This is a genomic window from Bradyrhizobium sp. 164, from assembly GCF_023073715.1.
GTDB lineage: Bacteria > Pseudomonadota > Alphaproteobacteria > Rhizobiales > Xanthobacteraceae > Bradyrhizobium.
In genome coordinates, this window is sequence record NZ_JADPKA010000066.1 from 186,204 (window position 1) to 204,399 (window position 18,196).

Here is an 18,196-nt window from a genome sequence, read left to right on the forward strand (position 1 = left end):
AAGCCTAGTGTCGGAAATACACTTTCGCGCTATGATTGTGCGGCGCCAGCTCGCCGGCGCGAACGAGAAGGGCCGATCCCATGACACCGGATGGCGTCGCCGTAGCCGTCATGATCATCCTGCTCTTTCCGATGGGCTATTTCACGTTGGCTTCGCCCGCCTTCCTGCTGGTGAAGCTGGATATTGCGCCCGTCGCGCAGCTGCTGCGCGGAATGTTCAATGCCCACTTTCTGGTGATGCGTGTTGCCGGAATCATCGGAACGATAGCCTTCCTGCTCGATGGTCGCCTGATCGCCGCGGCGGGCGTTGGTCTGCTTGCAGCCTTGGCGATCTGGGGACGCCGCAGGTTCCTGCAACGCATGGACGACCAGCTCAGCGCGACGGAAGCCGGCGATACCGAGGCCCCGCGTCGGCTGCGCCGGCTGCATTGGAGCGGAATGCTGGCGAACGCGGTGCTGCTTGCCGTTCTCTTGGCCAGCATTCCCTATATCGCCGTGTCGGCTTGATAGACGTCGCCACGCGGCCTGCCGACGACGGGGCCGCAGCGCGCCTAATGCTCGCCCGAGCTCGCGGTGCCCTGCTGCGCCTTGTGGATCGAGGACGGCACCACGCCAAAGTATTTCCGGAACACGCGGCTGAAATGCGATGAGCTGGAGAAGCCCCATGAGAACGCAACGTCCGTGATGGTCTTGCCGGCGTGGGCCTCGAGCTCCTGACGGCAGTTCTGCAGGCGGGCCTGCCAGATGTAGTCGCTCACCGTGGTGCCGCGCTCGGAGAACAGCATGTGCAGATAGCGCTTGGAGCAGCCGAGCTCGGCCGAGATCTGGTCGATGCACAGATCCGGATCGCGCAGATGCTCGCGGATGAAGAACTGAGCCCGCACATACATCGCCTCGGGCCCGACACGGTCCAACATCGTGTCGGCCTCGCGCAGCGGTAGCAGCAGGAGGTCGATCAGTGAATCTGCAACGCCGACCGCGCTGTTCGCCGACAGCTTTGCCGCCTCGTCGAAAGTCGCGTGAACGAAATCATGGGCGATCCGCCCCGTCCCGGTCTTCGCCGATAATTTGCACGCCGGCATCCGCTGCGAGGGAAAGCCGCGGTCGCGCAGCAGTGCCTTGGGCACAATCACCACGTCGTGACGCGTGAAGGCGGGGCTGATGATCGAATGCGGGCAGGAGACGTCGTAGGCGATGATGTCGCCAGGGTTGATTTCGATGTGGCGGCCTTCTTGCTCGAAATACGACACGCCGTAGGTCTGGAAGTGGATCTTGATGTAGGGGTGTTCATTGGCCTTGGCACGCGCCAGCGTGTGCGCGATGCGATGCTGGCTCACCTCGATCTGGCAGAGCTTCAGGCGCGAGACGGTGGTGTAGTCGATGCGACCTTCAAGCGATGACGCCTCCAGCGGATCGACGTCGAAATGGCCGCACAGGCTCGTCAGACCATCGATCCAGCTCTGGATCTGCCGCTTCGGCGTCAGCCCGGTCGTCGAGAGCGTGTGAATTGTGTCGGACATTAATCCAGCCACTGGTTTGATCCGGAGATTCGACGCGAATCGCGACCAGCGCTGCGGAGCCCTCAGCCGTGATTGCGTGACGTTTACCTCAAACTTGGGCGGTCTTTTGGAACTGCGCCTCCGTTCCATTGCCACCTTTGAAACTTAATCCTCCGCCTTAGTTGCAGCGCCGTCAAGGGGAACCTCGGCGCTGACGGCGGCGCGGGCCCGCGCGGAAACCGCTGAATTCGCTACTGCAAAATCAAAATCTTCGCGCCCGTGCGCTGTCGAGCAAACCGGCTTCTCTCTTGGGCAAGTTTCCCGTTGACGAAGTCGTTAGGGATTGCGGCAGGAACAACAAGAACGGGCCGCTCCTGCACGCGGACCCGTGGCTCTCATCAGGAGGAGGAAACAGCACATCATCGTTTCTGGTCTCGATCGTGACCGCCCTGCACGAGCAGACGCCGGACGAAAAGCCCGGTGATTGAGCAATGCTTCGGAAACAATAAACGACCAACGGAGGAATTAACTATGCGCAAGGTGCTACTGGCGACCTATCTTGGCTCCGCGGCGGCTCTCGCCGTCGGCAGCGCCTCAGCCAATGACGAGCTGATCAAGATGTCGCAGAACCCGAAAGACTGGGTGATGCCCGCGGGCGATTATGCCAATACCCGCTATTCCAAGCTGAACCAGATCAACGCACAGAACGTCGGCAAGCTCCAGGTGGCCTGGACCTTCTCGACGGGCGTGCTGCGTGGCCATGAAGGCGGGCCGCTGATCATCGGCAACATGATGTACGTCCACACCCCGTTCCCGAACAAGGTCTACGCTATTGACCTTTCGAACGAGAACAAGATCGTGTGGAAGTACGAGCCGAAGCAGGATCCGAACGTCATCCCCGTGATGTGCTGCGACACCGTCAATCGCGGCCTATCTTACGGCGACGGCAAGATCATCCTGCATCAGGCCGACACCAATCTCGTCGCGCTCGACGCCAAGACCGGCCAGGTGGCTTGGTCGGCGACCAACGGCAATCCTGCGAAGGGCGAGACCGGCACATCGGCTGCGCTGGTGGTCAAGGACAAGGTCCTGGTCGGCATCTCCGGCGGCGAGTTCGGCGTGCAGTGCCACGTCACCGCTTACGATCTCAAGAGCGGCAAGCAGGTCTGGCGCGCTTATAGCGAAGGTCCGGATGACCAGATCAAGTTCGATCCGGCCAAGACGACGTCGCTGGGCAAACCGGTCGGAGCTGACTCCAGCTTGAAGACCTGGCAAGGCGATCAGTGGAAGATCGGCGGCGGCTGCACCTGGGGCTGGATCTCCTACGATCCCGCTCTGAACATGGTCTATTACGGGTCGGGCAACCCCTCGACCTGGAATCCGAAGCAGCGTCCGGGCGACAACAAATGGTCCATGACCATTTTCGCGCGCGACGCGGACACCGGTATGGCCAAGTGGGTCTATCAGATGACGCCCCACGACGAGTGGGACTATGACGGCGTCAACGAGATGATCCTCACGGATCAGCAGATCAATGGGCAGCCTCGCAAGCTCCTGACCCATTTCGACCGCAACGGTCTCGCCTACACCATGGACCGAGAGAACGGCGAACTGCTGGTCGCCGAAAAGTACGATCCGAAGGTGAACTGGACCTCCGGCGTCGACATGAACAAGAGCTCGCCGACCTATGGCCGCCCGAAGGTGCTCGACGCAGCTTCGACCGACAAGGCGGGCGAGGACGTCAACGTGAAGGGCATCTGCCCGGCCGCGCTCGGCACCAAGGACGAGCAGCCGGCAGCTTACTCGCCCGACACGCAGCTGTTCTACGTTCCGACGAACCACGTCTGCATGGACTACGAACCGTTCAAGGTGAGCTACACCGCGGGCCAGCCCTATGTGGGTGCGACGCTCTCGATGTATCCGCCGCAGGGTGAAAGCCACATGGGCAACTTCATCGCCTGGGACGGCAAGACCGGCAAGATCGTCTGGTCGAACAAGGAGCAGTTCTCGGTCTGGTCGGGCGCACTCGCAACCGCCGGCGGCGTGGTGTTCTACGGCACGCTCGAAGGCTACCTGAAGGCGGTCGATGCCAAGACCGGCAAGGAGCTCTACAAGTTCAAAACTCCCTCCGGCATCATCGGCAACGTCACCACCTATGAGAACAATGGCAAGCAGTACGTTGCCGTGCTCTCCGGCGTGGGTGGCTGGGCCGGCATCGGCCTGGCGGCAGGTCTGACCGATCCGACCGCCGGTCTCGGCGCCGTGGGTGGCTACGCGGCTCTCAGCAACTACACGGCGCTCGGCGGCACGCTGACCGTGTTCTCGCTGCCGAACTAGGCCCACTCAGCATCGCTCCGGCGCGTGGATCAACTCCACGCGCCGGCTCGTCTCCACCGAACGCCTTCGAGGACAATCTCTTGCGTAAAATCTGCTCTGTCATTGCTGTGACGATCTTCGTTGCGTCCGGGGGAGCTGCGGTCGCGGAAGGTCCGGGCGACCCGACCGCGGTGAAGAAGGAAGACGACGGGAAGTGGCTCGATAAAGAAGGAAACCCGACTTACAAGATTTCAGCCGACGGCACCGTGGACTGGTTCACCTATTCTGGATACCGCCGCTATCATTCAGACTGCCACGTGTGCCACGGACCGGACGGGATGGGATCCACCTACGCACCGGCGCTGAAGGATTCCGTCAAGTCGATGAGCTATGGCGACTTTCTCGGCGTGATCGCCTCCGGCCGCAAGAACATCTCGACGGCGCAGGAGAACGTCATGCCGGCCTTCGGCGACAACCCGAACGTCGCTTGCTACATGGACGATCTCTACGTCTATCTGCGCGCCCGCTCCACCGAAGCATGGGGCCGCCAGCGTCCCGCCAAGAAGGAAGAGAAAACGGACGCCTACACCAAGGCGGAAGATGCCTGCATGGGCAAGAAATGAACGTTGCCAGGATTGCCAAGACGACTTCCTGGCGTCCTACGAGGATTTGAGGAGTTTACGATGAAGACACGTGCCGCCGTCGCTTTCGAAGCCAAGAAGCCGCTCGAGATCGTCGAAGTCGACCTGGAGGGACCAAAGGCCGGCGAAGTCCTGGTCGAGATCAAGGCTACCGGCATCTGCCATACAGACGCCTACACGCTCGACGGCTTCGACAGCGAAGGAATCTTCCCGTCGATCCTGGGCCATGAGGGCGCCGGCATCATACGCGAGATCGGTCCCGGCGTGACCTCGGTGAAGCCGGGCGACCACGTCATCCCGCTCTACACGCCGGAATGCCGGCAGTGCAAAAGCTGCCTCAGCCAGAAGACCAATCTCTGCACCGCGATCCGCGCGACCCAGGGCAAGGGCGTGATGCCCGATGGCACCAGCCGCTTCTCCTACAAGGGCAAGCCGATCTACCATTACATGGGCTGCTCGACCTTCTCGAACTTCACCGTGCTGCCCGAGATCGCCGTCGCCAAGATTCGCGAGGACGCGCCGTTCGACAAGAGCTGCTACATCGGCTGCGGTGTGACCACCGGCGTCGGTGCCGTCGTCAACACTGCGAAAGTCGAGCCGGGCGCCAACGTGGTCGTGTTCGGCCTCGGTGGTATCGGCCTCAACGTGATTCAGGGTGCCAAGATGGCCGGCGCCGACAAGATCATCGGTGTCGACATCAACGACTCCAAGGAAGATTGGGGCCGCCGCTTCGGCATGACCCACTTCGTCAACCCGAAGAAGGTCACCGGCGACATCGTCCAGCACCTCGTCGGTCTCACCGACGGCGGCGCCGACTACACCTTCGACTGCACCGGCAACACCACGGTGATGCGCCAGGCACTGGAAGCCTGCCATCGCGGCTGGGGTACCTCGATCATCATCGGCGTCGCCGAAGCGGGCAAGGAGATTGCCACCCGCCCGTTCCAGCTCGTCACCGGGCGCAACTGGCGCGGCACCGCTTTCGGCGGCGCGCGCGGCCGCACCGACGTGCCGAAGATCGTCGACTGGTACATGAACGGAAAAATCCAGATCGACCCGATGATCACCCACACGCTCAAGCTCGAAGAGATCAACAAAGGTTTTGACCTCATGCATGAGGGCAAATCCATCCGTTCCGTCGTCGTGTTCTAGCTCACAGCCATCACCCCAGGAGGATCGACCCATGACTGTTGCACTCCATCCATTGATTGACAACGGCATCAAGCAAGGCAGCGGCAACTTCGCCGGCGGCACGCTGGTCTGCAAATGCAAGGACCAGCCGGTGAAGGTCGGCATCAAGGGCGACGTCGCGCACAACCACGCCTGTGGCTGCACCAAATGCTGGAAGCCGCAGGGCGCGACCTTCTCGGTCGTCGCCGTGGTGCCGCGCCAGAACGTCACCGTGCTCGAGAACGGCGACAAGCTCCAGATCGTCGATCCCTCCGCGGTGATCCAGCGCTATGCCTGCAAGGCCTGCGGCACCCACATGTACGGCCGGATCGAGAACAAGGGCCATCCGTTCTACGGCCTGGACTTCATCCATCCCGAGCTGTTCCAGGAGGAGGGCTCACAGGCGCCGCAATTCGCCGCCTTCGTCTCCTCGGTGATCGAATCGGGCGTGAAGCCGGAGCAGATGGCGGGCATCCGTTCGCGGCTGAAGGAGATCGGACTGGAGCCCTATGACTGCCTGTCGCCGGCACTGATGGACGCGATCGCGACCCACGTGGCGAAAGCCAAAGCCGCCTAAGCAAGGCGCCTGAGCAGGCCGCCGCGCCTTCGCCCAGACTTCTGTCGGTTCGCTGGCGTCCACCAACGCCAGCGGGCCGGCCGGTCCCGTTCCGGCACCATCACGGCGATCCCGCCGCTTCTGCACCACGCGTATGTGAGGGCCATCAGCTCCTCAGTCCTGGTCTCTGAATGACTGCGCAGGGCCGCCGGCTTCCTGTTTGAAGTTCGCGGTACTTGCGTTTCTCCCTCCCTCGACTGAGGCACCCTGCTTCGTCCGTACAGTCTTCTGGCGGACGAAGCTTTTTTTGGTTGCGCCGCGTTCGAGCGCGCGGCATCAAGCCGCGCCCTGCTTTTGACAAACCATCGATGCAATCTTTTCCCGGTGAGAACACTCGGCTGTGAACGCCGGGCCGGCGCGACCTCTGCTACGATCGCGTCGTCACGATGCCGCGCGAAATGCAATCAATTAAGAACAAAACGGGAGGTATCGAGCACATCCGGACATTGCGATTCGTATTCCTGCCGCCCGCTGGGATCTGCCCGTGCGGGATGACGGGCCGGGATGCGGCGGCACGACGCAACCGGCATTGCGCTCCGGCGGCGTCAATGGGTTTTGAATTGAACATGCTTATGAAGAGCGAGGGACGATCATGATCAAGGTGAAGATCAACGGCCAGGAACAGAGCTGGGACGGCGACCCGGATCTCCCGCTACTCTGGTTCCTGCGTGACGAAGCCGGACTGACCGGCACCAAATACGGCTGCGGCCAGGCCCTATGCGGCGCGTGCACCGTCATCGTCGACAAGGAGGCCGTCCGCGCCTGCATCACGTCGGTCAACGACGTCGCCGGACGCGAGGTCACGACGATCGAGGGACTGCACACCAACGGCGATCACCCGGTGCAGAAGGCCTGGCGCCAGCTCAACGTGCCCCAATGCGGCTTCTGCCAGGCCGGCCAGATTATGCAGGCCGCGGCACTGCTGATGGACAACCCAAAGCCCTCGCACGACCAGATCCGCGAGGCGATGTCCGGCAACATCTGCCGCTGCGGCTGCTACCAGCGCATCGAGAACGCCGTCCATCTCGCATCGACGGGAGTGTGACATGAATTTCATCGACAATTCCCGCAAGCTTCGCGGCTTCGAAAAGCACGTCAGGGTCGAGAAGGTCTCGCGCCGCAGCATTCTGAAGGGCCTCGGCGTCACCGGCGGCTTCGTGCTTGCCGCCCCCGTGATGTCGCGCCAGGCCTTCGCCTATGAAACCGGTGCCGGAAAGATGCCGCATGGCGTCGTGGTCGATCCGCGCGTGTTCGTTTCGGTCGCGCCGGACGGCATCGTCACCATCGTCGGGCACCGTGCGGAAATGGGCACTGGCGTGCGCACCAGCCTCCCGTTGATCGTGGCCGAGGAGATGGAAGCCGATTGGACCAGGGTCAAGGTGCAGCAGGCTCATGGCGACGAGGTCAAGTACGGCAACCAGGACACCGACGGCTCGCGCAGCACGCGGCATTATTTGGTCCCGATGCGTCAGATCGGCGCCTCCGCTCGCACCATGCTGGAGCAGGCCGCGGCGAAGCGCTGGGGCGTACCGGCAACCGAGGTGAAGGCCGTCAATCACGAGATCGTCCACAGCGCCAGCGGCCGCAAGCTCGGCTTCGGGGAGCTCGCCGCCGATGCCGCCAAGGAGTCGGTGCCGAGCATCGAAGGTCTCAAGCTGAAGGACCCCAAGGATTTCCGCTATCTCGGCAAGGGTCAGATCGGCATCGTCGATCTCCACGACATCACCACCGGCAAGGCAGTTTATGGTGCCGACGTGCGGCTGCCCGGCATGAAATATGCTGTGATCGCCCGCCCGCCGGTGACCGGCGGCAAGCTGGTCTCGTTCGATCCCGACGCGGCGCTGAAGGTCCCCGGCGTCGAAAAGGTGATGCAGGTGCGCGGCTGGCCGTGGCCGTCGAAGTTCCAGCCGCTCGGCGGCGTCGCCGTGATCGCGCGCAACACCGGCGCCGCGATCAAGGGCCGCGACGCGCTCAAGCTCGTGTGGGACGACGGTCCCAACGGCAAATACGACTCCGTCGCCTACCGCAAGGAGCTCGAGGAGGCGTCGCGCAAGCCCGGCCTCGTCCTGCGCAAGGAGGGCGATGCGGACGCCGCCTTGAAGAGCGCTGACAAGGTCATTGTCGGCGAGTACTACATCCCCCATCTCGCTCATGTCGCCATGGAGCCGCCGGTGGCGGTCGCCGACGTCAAGGGCGACAAGGCGGAGATCTGGGCGCCGGTGCAGAGCCCCGGCGGCACCCGCGAGGACGTCGCCAAGACGCTCGACATTCCCGAGCAGAACGTGACGGTCAATGTCACGCTGCTCGGCGGCGGGTTCGGACGCAAATCGAAATGCGACTTTGCGCTCGAGGCCGCGCTGCTCTCCAAGGAGCTCGGTGCACCGGTCAAGGTGCAGTGGACGCGCGAGGATGACATCCATAACGGCTTCCTGCACACCGTCTCGGTCGAGCGGATCGAGGCCGGCCTCGACAAGAGCGGCAAGGTGATCGCCTGGCGCCACCGCAGCGTGGCACCCAGCATCGCCTCGACCTTTGCCGCCGGCACCGTGCACCAGGCGCCGTTCGAAATCGGCATGGGCCTAGTCGACATGCCATTCGAGATCGCCAACATCTCCTGCGAAAACCCGGAGGCGGCCGCGCATACCCGCATCGGCTGGTTCCGCTCGGTCTCGAACATCCCGCGTGCCTTCGCGGTGCAATCGATGGTCGGCGAGATCGCGCAGGCGACCGGCCGCGACCAGAAGGAGACCCTGCTCGCGCTGATTGGCAGCCCGCGCATCGTCAAGCCCGAGGTGAAAGACCTTTGGAACTACGGCGAGCCTCAGGACAGCTACCCGATCGACACCGCGCGCCTGCGCAAGGTGGTCGAGCTGGTCGCCGAGAAGGGCGAATGGGGCCGTCAGGTCCCGAAGGGCCACGGCCTGGGCATCGCCGCGCACCGCAGCTTCGTCAGCTACATCGCGACGATCGTCGAGGTCGCGGTCGACGACAAGGGCAAACTGACGGTGCCAAGGGTGGACACGGCGATTGATTGTGGCACCTATGTCAACCCCGAGCGCATCGCCTCGCAGATCGAGGGCGCAGCGATCATGGGGCTGAGCCTTGCCAAATATGGCGAGATCACCTTCAAGGACGGCAAGGTCCAGCAGAAGAACTTTGACGACTTCCAACTCGTCAGGATCGACGAAGCTCCCGCAGTGACCAACGTCCACATCGTGCCGCCCGGACCCGACACGCCGCCCAGCGGCGTCGGCGAACCCGGCGTTCCGCCGTTCGCGCCGGCGCTGATCAATGCGATTTTCGCCGCGACGGGAAAACGTATCCGCTCGCTTCCGATCGGCAAGCAATTGGAGGCCTAGCGGGGAACGCAATACGGCTCACACCGTTGCCATCGATCTGACAGGAGCAGATCGATGACCAATATCTCAAAGGCGCTCGCAGTCTCGCTGTCGGGCGCCTTTCTTTTGACGAGCGCCGGCGCATTCGCCCAGAGCAGCACCAGCCCGCCGACAACAGCGACGCGCCCCACCACGCCGGACCAGAACTCGCTTCCCAACGCCAACGCCCCGCCCGCCTCGACCACCCAGACCACCGGGCAACACAATCCTGATCCGAAGGTTCGGGAGATGAACCAGAAGGAGAAGGACAAGGTCGAGCGCGAGGGGAAGTAGTCTTATCTGACGGCTGCGCATGGACCCCTTGCGGAGGGCAGCGACGCTGGCCATCACGATCTCGCTTGGGTGAGGGGTTTGTCTCCACGCCAATCTCGCGATGAGTGCGCGTGAATAGAACCCCTCATGCCGGCGCGCGCAATGCGCGCGCCACCTTCTCCCACAAGGGGAGAAGGAAGATACAAAAATGCGGCGGACGTTGCCGTCCGCCGCATTCGCCACCCCCCTGCTGCCTCCGCTTTTTCGATCCGCCCGCGGAGCTATTTCTTGAGCGCGAACACCCAGATCACGCCGCCCTGCGGCACGTTGGCTTCGATTCCGATGTTATTGGTCGCAAGCGCATCCTGGATGCGCTGAGCGTCCACACCCCATCCGGACTGGATCGCGATGTACTGTGTGCCGTCGATCTCATAGGAGACCGGCATGCCCATGATGCCGGAGTTGGTCTTCTGCTCCCACAACAATTCGCCGGTCTTGGCGTGGAAGGCGCGGAAGTTACGGTCGTTGGTGCCGCCGACGAAGACGAGATCGCCTGCGGTCGCCGTCACCGAGCCGAACAGCTGCGACTTCGGGAAGTTGTGCTGCCACACCTTCTTGCCCGTCGCAGGATCCCAGGCCTGGAGCTCGCCGAAATGATCCGCGCCGGGCTTCGTCTTGAGGCCGATATCCTCCGGCTTGGTGCCGAGCCAGAGCTCGCCAGGCTTCAGCGCGACCTTCTCGCCGGTGAAGCCGCCGCAGAAATTCTCGTTGGCAGGCACGTAGACGAGGCCAGTCTTCTGGCTATAGGCCGCCGACGGCCAATCCTTGCCGCCCCACAGTGAGGGGCAGAACTCCACGCGCTTGCCGATCACCGGCTTGTGCGCGGGATCTACGATCGGCTTGCCGCTCTCCGGTTCGATGCCCTTCCAGACATCGGTGGAGACGAACGGCCAGCCGGCGACGTAGTTGATCTTGGTCGGCGTGCGCTCGAGCACCCAGAAGATCGCGTCGCGTCCCGGATGGACCAGGCTCTTGATGTTGCGGCCATCACGCTGCAGGTCGATCAGCATTGGCGCCTCGACCTCGTCCCAATCCCAGGAATCATTCTGGTGGTACTGGTGATAGGTCTTGATCTTGCCGGTGTTGGGATCGAGCGCGAGCACCGAGGAGGTGTAGAGATTGTCGCCGGGATGGGTTTCGCCAGGCCATGGCGCGGCATTGCCCACACCCCAGTAGATCGTCTTGGTCTCCTTGTCGTAATTGCCGGTCATCCAGGCCGAGCCGCCGCCGTTTTTCCAGTCGTCCCCCTGCCAAGTGTCGTGACCAGGCTCGCCTTCCCCGGGAATGGTGTAGGTCCGCCACAGCTCCTTGCCGTCCTTGGCATCGTAGGCGGCGACATAGCCGCGCACACCGAACTCGCCGCCGGAGCCGCCGACGATGACCTTGCCTTCGACGATCAGCGGCATCAGGGTCATGTACTGGCCCTTCTTGTAATCCTGCACCTTGGTGTCCCACACCACCTTGCCGGTCTTGGCGTCGAGCGCGACGACGTGGTCGTCGGTGGTAGCGAGATAGAGCTTGTCCTCCCATAGGCCGACGCCGCGGCTGGTCGGATGCAGCTGGAACAAATCGTCGGGGAGTTGCCGCTTGTAGCGCCAGTATTCGTCGCCGGTCTTCGCGTTCAGCGCGATCACCTGGCCCATCGGGGTCGCCACGAACATCACGCCGTTGTTGACGATCGGCGGCGCCTCGTGGCCTTCGACCACGCCCGTAGCGAAGGTCCAGACCGGCGTGAGGTTTTTCACATTCGAGGCGTTGATCTGGTCGAGCGGACTGTAGCCGTGCCCGTCATAGGTGCGCCGGTAGAGCATCCAGTTGCCGGGTTCAGGATTTTCCAGCCGTTGCGCGGTGACCGGAGAATAATTCTCGATCGGGCCTGATACAGCGGCGGTCGAGGCAAGACACGTGAAGGCGACGAATCCGGACAGTAACCATTGCTTCCTGGTCATGGACGTTCCCCTTTTCAGCCATTTGAATTCTTGTTGTGAATTCTTGTCGTTCGTCCCGTCGTCCGCCCATCGGCGGATGCGGCCTCTCCTGACGCGGGCACGGCCCGCACTGTCCGTCATCCCGGCTGCGCGCCTCCTACCTTTCCGATGAAATTGCCGGCGACGCTGAGCGAACCGTCAACGAGCGCCAGCGGCAGCGCCGCAAGCCGTCGCGGCGCCGGTCCGAACACGACCTGCGCGCCCTCGCGGGGATCGAATTCGGAGTTGTGACACATGCACTTGAACACCTCCTTGTCGCCGGCATCGCTCTTCACCCAGGCGGTGACGGGACAGCCCGCATGCGAGCAGATCGCCGAATAGGCGATGATGCCGTCGACGGCACGCGCACGAGTCTTCTCGTCGAGCTCGGCGGGATCGAGTTTGATGATCAGGATTTCGTTGAGGCGCGAGGCGCTCCGCACCACCGACGTGTTGGGATCCTTCGGCCAGGCATGGACCGGAGGCCCGCCGGCCGGCACATCGGCCGCAGTAATGAGTTTTCCCTCCTTGTCGCCTTCGGAGAAAACGAGCACATCGCCCTTCTGGGGCCGCTCGTCCGAACCAGGTGGATCTTCACCTGCGCGCGCCGGTCGGGAACAGCCGAGACACGCGGTGGTCGCGAGCGCGCCAAGCAGCAGCGTTCGCCGCGTTTGCTCGATGCCCGCGTCGGCTTTAGGTTCCGCAATGGGTTCGGAGGGTGAGGAACAGGCGGTGGACGGTGCGCGCGACATGTTTACTAGCAGGCGCTGGAACTCAGCCAAAAACAAGGCGAAGAATTGGCACCGCAGTGCATCAATATGGCTTTGCTCGCTTTGATTGCGCGATCATCAGCCCATTCAAAGGGATTTTCGCGATTTCAACGTCACACCGCGCGATCTGTATGATGATTTTGCAGATCAGACCGATGATGCTGGCATTGGTGCGCTGCGCTCTTCGTTGCGGAGCGCAAACGCGGAGCAGATCGCTCTAGGACCGGAGCACGTGGCGGGGCGATGCGATACGCCCTGCGACCGTCGCCGACGCCATTTCGAAACTGTCGGCGATGCGCCGTGCCTTGTCTATGAAGAGCGCGGCCGCCGCCGGCGGGCAGATCTCGCGCGCAGTCTGTTCGAACAGGTCGAGCCAACGGTCGAAGTGGTCGCCACTCAGGCTCAGCGGCAGATGCGCCCGCATCGGCGAACCACGATAGCGGCCGCTCATCAGAACGACCGATGACCAGAAATCGGTGAGCTTGGCGAGATGCTCGTCCCAGTTCTGGACGATCGCAAAAACCGGACCGAGCAGTGCGTCCTCGCGCACCCGTCCATAGAAACGGGTGACGAGTTCCCCGATCATCTCCTCGGTGATCCCGGTGCGCTCGATCGCATCCTCGGTCAGCAGGTTCCGCCGCGCAGCCGCCGCGTCGCGCTCGGCCTTCAGTCGATCCGACATGTCCTTCGTTATCCGTGCCGTTGTGCCCGCGAGCCGCCCGTTCGACATTGTCGGGCCAATTGCGCGCGGCGTCTTTGTCGCAGCGCAAATTGCGGGATCCGGCGGCGGACGCTGAAGGTCCGCCGCTGATGCCTTCATCAGGCGCTATAGGTGTAGAATCCCTGCCCGGTCTTGCGGCCGAGATGACCGGCATCGACCATCTCTTTCAGCAGCGGGGCTGGCCGATATTTAGGGTCGTTGAAGCCTTTGTAAAAGACCTCCATCACCGAAAGCATGGTGTCGAGGCCGACGAGATCGGCCAGCGCGAGCGGCCCGATCGGATGGTTGCAGCCAAGCTTCATGCCAGCGTCGATCTCTTCCGCCGTCGCGATCCCTTCCTGAAGCGCGAAGATCGCCTCGTTGATCATCGGACAGAGGATGCGGTTGACGGCGAAGCCCGGGCTGTTCTTCGCCGTGATCGCCACCTTGCCGACGCGCTTGGCGAAATCGAGCGCCTTGGCGTGGGTGTCGTCGGAGGTCTGCAAGCCCCGGATCAGCTCCAGCAGGGCCATCACCGGCACCGGGTTGAAGAAGTGCATGCCGATGAATCGGTCGGGGCGGTCGGTCGCCGCGGCGAGCTTGGTGATCGAGATCGAGGAGGTGTTGGTCGCGACCAGCGTGCGCGACGACAGCGTCGCGCAGAGATCCTTCAGGATCTTGACCTTGAGCTCCTCGTTCTCGGTCGCCGCCTCGATGACGAGGTCGCAATCCGACAGCTTCGAGCGGTCCGTGGTGCCGGTGATGCGCTTGAGCGTCGCCTCGCGATCGGCCGCCGACATCTTCTCCTTCTTGACCAGCCGCTCAAGGCTGCCGCCGACGGTCGAAAGTCCGCGGTTCACCGCAGCATCAGAAATATCGACCATCACGACCGAGAGCCCGGCCGCCGCGCAGACCTGCGCGATGCCGTTCCCCATGGTCCCTGCCCCGATGATGCCAACGGTTTGGATCATTGCGTTGTGTCCTTCATGCTTGGGGCCTACCAGCATCGCTCCGGCCCGATCTGTTCCTGCACGAGGGTCTAGCACTGCCGAGCGGCGTGTGCGACCCGACTCTACCCCTCCTTACAGCATCCACGGGCGGAATAAAGCCGTCCACGGCCGCCGGGGGTTTGGGCTTTTCCTGCCCGAAGTGCCGGATTCCGCGCCCTGCGGCCCTGACGGGTTTAGTGAAGGCATATTTATCCAGAGCTTACCCCCACCCCTGGATTGCGACCTCTTGATTGTGGCAAGTGCAGCGTGCGATTGCCATCCGAGCATGTGCGTGGAGGACCCGGCCCGCCGCCGACGCGGGCCGAAGGCAGGCTGCTGAGGACGAAGGGGTTCGCGATGGACGTGATCGGGATCAGCGGCACCAGGCCGGCGCAACAGCGTCCGGCCGGATGAACGATTTCGCGCAATCCATCGCTGCCGCCTTCACGCTGATCGGCGAAATCGACGCCGAACTGCTCGGCATCGTCGCCTTGTCGGTTCGTGTCAGCCTGACCGCCAGCATCGTCGCGTTGCTGATCGGTGCCCCATTCGGGGCCCTGCTTGCGATCACACGCTTCCGCGGACGTCAGGTCATCATCATTCTGACCAATGCCCTGCTCGGTCTTCCGCCGGTCGTGGTCGGGCTCGCGCTCTACCTCCTGCTGTCGCGGTCCGGCCCGCTTGGGGCCGCCGGCTTGCTGTTCACGCCAACTGCCATGGTGATTGCGCAGACGCTGCTCGCGACGCCGATCGTGGTGGCACTGGTGCACCGGCCGGCCAGCCTGCTGTGGGCGGAGTATGGCGATCTGGCGCGGATCGACGGACTGTCGGCCCTGCGCAGCATGGCACTCCTGTTCGCGCTGGGACGGACCTCGCTACTCACCGCCTTTCTCGCGGCCTTCGGCCGCGCCATCGCGGAAGTCGGCGCCATCATCATCGTCGGCGGCAATATCCGGGGCTTCACCCGCACGATGACAACGGCGATCGCGCTGGAGACCAGCAAGGGCGACCTGCCGCTGGCACTGGGGCTCGGACTGATCCTGCTTGCGCTCAGCGTCGCCGTGTCGACCATTGCGTTCCTGCTAGTGGGACGCGTTGGGGAAAAATAGCTGCTCGCCGCCCACCTTGTAGCCTGCGATCGCGTCCTGCCCCTTCGATGAGATGAGCCAGTCGATGAAGGCCTGCCCATCCTTCACCTTGACGTTTGGATGCAAGGCCGGATTCACCAGCATGACGCCATACTGGTTGAATAGCCGCTTGTCGCCCTCGGTCAGGATGGCGAGCTCACCCCGGTTCTTGAACGAGAGCCAGGTGCCGCGGTCCGACACAAGGTAGGCATTCGACGACGACGCCATGTTCAGCGCCGGTCCCATGCCTTGGCCGATCTCCCGATACCAGCCGTCCTTGGCCGCACTGAGATCGACGCCTGCCTCCTTCCATAGCCTCAGCTCGGCCGCGTGCGTGCCGGACTTGTCACCGCGCGAGATGAACGGCGCCTTCGCCGCCGCGATCTTGCGCAGTGCATCAGTGACGTCCTTGCTGCCGGCGATCTGCGCCGGATCGCTCTTGGGACCGACGATGACGAAGTCGTTGTACATGACGTCGAAGCGCTTCACGCCCTGCCCCTCGGACATGAACTTGTCTTCGGCAACCCTGTCATGAACGAACACCACATCGGCGTCGCCGCGCCGCCCGATGTCCAGCGCCTGGCCGGTGCCGACGGCAACGACCTTCACGTCGATCCCGGAAGCCTTCGAGAACAGTGGCAGCAAATAGCCGAACAGCCCCGACTGTTCCGTCGACGTCGTCGAGGCCACGGTGATGGTGCGATCCTGCGCGGATGCGATGGTGGACCAGAGCAGAAGCGCTCCGATGGCGGCGATCTTCCTCATACGTATCCTCAACAAGCAACGGGGTTCCTGAATAGCCACGAACTGACGAGACGGGAACCGTAAAATTTGGGTGCAACGCGAATTGATCCGAGGCGGACGCCAACAAGCCATCGTCCAGGAACGTCGTCAGCACCGGCATGTTGTCTTCGAGGTGAAAGGCAAGGAGACTGCGATGAAGAAGATCATTTTGACATCCGCGTGCGTCATGGCGCTGGCGACCGGGGGCGCATTCGCGCAGACACAACCCGCTCCAGGCGCATCCGGCCAGGGCGACGTCGGTCCCTCGTCGCGGGGGCCTGCGACCAAGGGCATGACGACGGGCCGTTCGTCGAACATGCAGAACGAGGCCACCGACAGCAAGGGCACACAACAGCCATCCGCAGGTGGCACCAATACGAATAACATGGGCAGCCAGGCCGGTGGCGGCGCTGGCTCCGGCGGCGGTGCAGGCTCCGGCTCCGGGCGATAGCCAAGAGAGGACGTTGCAACTTCGCCTAGCCTGAAGATTCCCCGGGAGTTCACTGCTACGCCGCGCCCCGGCTGGTGCCGATTGCTACAGCTATGCCAATGACTGCTCGCGCTGTTCAGTGAAATCAGCAATAGCGCGAGCTTTGAGATCACAATTACAAAGAAAGGCACTGGCGGTTTCCGCCTCCTGTGCTGGTGCGCCGATGTTCTGCAATTGGTCCCGCCTCGATTGACATCGGTGCGAGGGCCGGGGCAGTTTTTTACATTGCTGGCGAATCAGCGATAGCCTCACGCCGGGTACCTCTTGGACAACTCCAGTGCTTTCGAGACTGATATCGTTGCTGCGCCGCATCCCTGCGGTGAATTGGGCGTTCACCCGGCTTCGGCCCCCGCCGCACAGCGGCAGCGTTGACGTTGCACCGGGGACCGCAGATAGCCCAGCCGCCATCATCGACATTGCGGAAGCCGCTCCGGCTCGCGTCACCGACGTCAGCGCGGTCAGCGCGGAGCCTTTGCATGACAATTCTGACCTCGCGGTCACGGCTCCGGTAGCCCAGAATGAGACGGCTGTCTCTGTCGATGCGGAGAGCCCGTCGACCGGAATCGGTGTGGAAGACGCTTCATCTCCGGAGACGCTGACAGGAGCCGAGGCGGTCTCGACATTCCCGGCCGTCGAGGACGCTTCTGCTTCATCGGCCGACGTGGAGCACGATCCGGTTTTGGTTCCTGATCTCGTCATCGTCAGCGAGTCGTGCTCTGAAGTCCCGGCCGCGGTGGAACCCGTCGTCGCAGCGAAGGTTTCGCTTTCGTCTGCCGAGGTCGAGACCCCTCTCACCAGCGACAAATCCTCGCCCAGCGCTTCCGCGGCCGTCGCCGATCAAATTGCCGCCGTTGTCGTCGATACCATCAGCGTTGCTGCGGACGTGCCTGAAACCAGCTCCGACAGCGCCCCACATGGCAGCGTCGAGATCGCGCCGGCCGCCGCAAACGATCCGCCGCTCGCCACAGCCGTCGCTACGGAGGTTCCCTCTGCCTATTCGCTCGGCGCCATCACGAATATCGAGCCGGCTCCCGCTGTCGTGTCTGCTTCTCCGGAGATTCGCAGCGCACGGAAAGTTCGCGCTAGACCCGCAGAGCCCACCGATCGTGCCGCGCTGATCCGGCAGCGCTGGGCCGAGACCGGGATCAGGATGTGGAATCCGCGCCTGCACGGCACCGGCGATGCCACGCTCAACATCCAGGGCAGTGTCGGACTGCTGCCACCCGCGACCGGCGAGACGATGCCGCGCTACGACAAGCTGGAATTCAAGGTGCTCGGCGGACAAATCGTCTGCGAGGGCGTCATCGTCGAGGCGCCTGCGCATGCGAGCCAGCGCAGCTTCACCCGGCTCGCAGAGCCTGGGAAACACGATCGGGCCCGCGAGCCGGTGCGGGAGCGCCAGGCCGCTCTCGCCTGATC

The 18,196-nt window shown here is 63.3% G+C and carries 17 protein-coding genes; 11 read left to right on the forward strand and 6 right to left on the reverse strand.

Annotation, left to right across the window (positions count from 1 at the left end):
* The first annotated feature begins 80 nt into the window (after positions 1–80).
* The gene (locus IVB01_RS21085; protein ID WP_247280484.1) at positions 81–506 is read left to right on the forward strand and encodes a hypothetical protein; all 426 of its coding nucleotides are present in this window, start codon (positions 81–83) and stop codon (positions 504–506) included.
* 44 nt (positions 507–550) lie between these two features.
* Here the strand turns inward: IVB01_RS21085 and IVB01_RS21090 are convergent, their stop codons facing one another.
* Positions 551–1,519, reverse strand: coding sequence for a helix-turn-helix domain-containing protein (locus IVB01_RS21090; protein WP_247280483.1), 969 nt, complete (start codon positions 1,517–1,519; stop codon positions 551–553).
* A 510-nt stretch (positions 1,520–2,029) separates the two neighbouring features.
* Between IVB01_RS21090 and xoxF5 the strand changes: the two genes are divergently transcribed.
* The 7 genes from xoxF5 (at position 2,030) to IVB01_RS21125 (ending at position 9,912) form a co-directional block, all read left to right on the forward strand.
* Positions 2,030–3,835, forward strand: coding sequence for a lanthanide-dependent methanol dehydrogenase XoxF5 (gene xoxF5, locus IVB01_RS21095; protein ID WP_247280482.1), 1,806 nt, complete (start codon positions 2,030–2,032; stop codon positions 3,833–3,835).
* An 89-nt stretch (positions 3,836–3,924) separates the two neighbouring features.
* Positions 3,925–4,437, forward strand: a complete 513-nt coding sequence (locus tag IVB01_RS21100) for a c-type cytochrome, methanol metabolism-related (RefSeq protein WP_346015556.1) — start codon at positions 3,925–3,927, stop codon at positions 4,435–4,437.
* A gap of 60 nt (positions 4,438–4,497) precedes the next feature.
* Positions 4,498–5,607, forward strand: coding sequence for an S-(hydroxymethyl)glutathione dehydrogenase/class III alcohol dehydrogenase (locus IVB01_RS21105; RefSeq protein WP_247280481.1), 1,110 nt, complete (start codon positions 4,498–4,500; stop codon positions 5,605–5,607).
* 31 nt (positions 5,608–5,638) lie between these two features.
* A complete protein-coding gene (gene gfa, locus IVB01_RS21110) occupies positions 5,639–6,202 on the forward strand; it encodes an S-(hydroxymethyl)glutathione synthase (RefSeq protein ID WP_247280480.1) in 564 nt (187 codons plus the stop codon).
* 631 nt (positions 6,203–6,833) lie between these two features.
* Entirely contained in the window at positions 6,834–7,286 is a 453-nt protein-coding gene (locus tag IVB01_RS21115; RefSeq protein WP_247280479.1) for a (2Fe-2S)-binding protein, read from the forward strand.
* A 1-nt stretch (position 7,287) separates the two neighbouring features.
* Positions 7,288–9,600: a molybdopterin cofactor-binding domain-containing protein gene (locus tag IVB01_RS21120; RefSeq protein WP_247280478.1), complete on the forward strand. Its 2,313-nt coding sequence runs from the start codon at positions 7,288–7,290 to the stop codon at positions 9,598–9,600.
* A gap of 54 nt (positions 9,601–9,654) precedes the next feature.
* Positions 9,655–9,912: a hypothetical protein gene (locus IVB01_RS21125; RefSeq protein WP_247280477.1), complete on the forward strand. Its 258-nt coding sequence runs from the start codon at positions 9,655–9,657 to the stop codon at positions 9,910–9,912.
* A gap of 260 nt (positions 9,913–10,172) precedes the next feature.
* On the opposite strand, the gene IVB01_RS21130 is transcribed toward IVB01_RS21125, so the two are convergent.
* The 4 genes from IVB01_RS21130 to IVB01_RS21145 all read right to left on the reverse strand — a co-directional run bounded on the left by IVB01_RS21130 (position 10,173) and on the right by IVB01_RS21145 (position 14,359).
* Positions 10,173–11,900: a methanol/ethanol family PQQ-dependent dehydrogenase gene (locus IVB01_RS21130; protein WP_247280476.1), complete on the reverse strand. Its 1,728-nt coding sequence runs from the start codon at positions 11,898–11,900 to the stop codon at positions 10,173–10,175.
* Positions 11,901–12,016: 116 nt separating this feature from the next.
* Positions 12,017–12,670, reverse strand: a complete 654-nt coding sequence (locus IVB01_RS21135; RefSeq protein ID WP_247280475.1) for a Rieske (2Fe-2S) protein — start codon at positions 12,668–12,670, stop codon at positions 12,017–12,019.
* Between the two features lie 235 nt (positions 12,671–12,905).
* A complete protein-coding gene (locus IVB01_RS21140) occupies positions 12,906–13,370 on the reverse strand; it encodes a group III truncated hemoglobin (protein WP_247280627.1) in 465 nt (154 codons plus the stop codon).
* A gap of 137 nt (positions 13,371–13,507) precedes the next feature.
* On the reverse strand, positions 13,508–14,359 hold the full coding sequence (locus IVB01_RS21145) for a 3-hydroxybutyryl-CoA dehydrogenase (protein ID WP_247280474.1): 852 nt from the start codon (positions 14,357–14,359) through the stop codon (positions 13,508–13,510).
* A 428-nt stretch (positions 14,360–14,787) separates the two neighbouring features.
* On the opposite strand from IVB01_RS21145, the gene IVB01_RS21150 reads away from it, so the two are divergent.
* Positions 14,788–15,486: an ABC transporter permease gene (locus tag IVB01_RS21150; protein WP_247280473.1), complete on the forward strand. Its 699-nt coding sequence runs from the start codon at positions 14,788–14,790 to the stop codon at positions 15,484–15,486.
* Here the strand turns inward: IVB01_RS21150 and IVB01_RS21155 are convergent.
* Entirely contained in the window at positions 15,460–16,269 is an 810-nt protein-coding gene (locus IVB01_RS21155; protein WP_247280472.1) for a substrate-binding domain-containing protein, read from the reverse strand. The two genes, IVB01_RS21150 and IVB01_RS21155, sit on opposite strands and share 27 nt — an antisense overlap.
* Positions 16,270–16,441: 172 nt before the next feature.
* Here IVB01_RS21155 and IVB01_RS21160 point away from each other — a divergent pair, with 172 nt between their 5' ends.
* Together IVB01_RS21160 and IVB01_RS21165 are read left to right on the forward strand one after the other, a co-directional pair.
* A complete protein-coding gene (locus IVB01_RS21160) occupies positions 16,442–16,738 on the forward strand; it encodes a hypothetical protein (protein ID WP_247280471.1) in 297 nt (98 codons plus the stop codon).
* A 316-nt stretch (positions 16,739–17,054) separates the two neighbouring features.
* Positions 17,055–18,194, forward strand: a complete 1,140-nt coding sequence (locus IVB01_RS21165; protein ID WP_247280470.1) for a hypothetical protein — start codon at positions 17,055–17,057, stop codon at positions 18,192–18,194.
* Positions 18,195–18,196 lie beyond the last annotated feature (2 nt).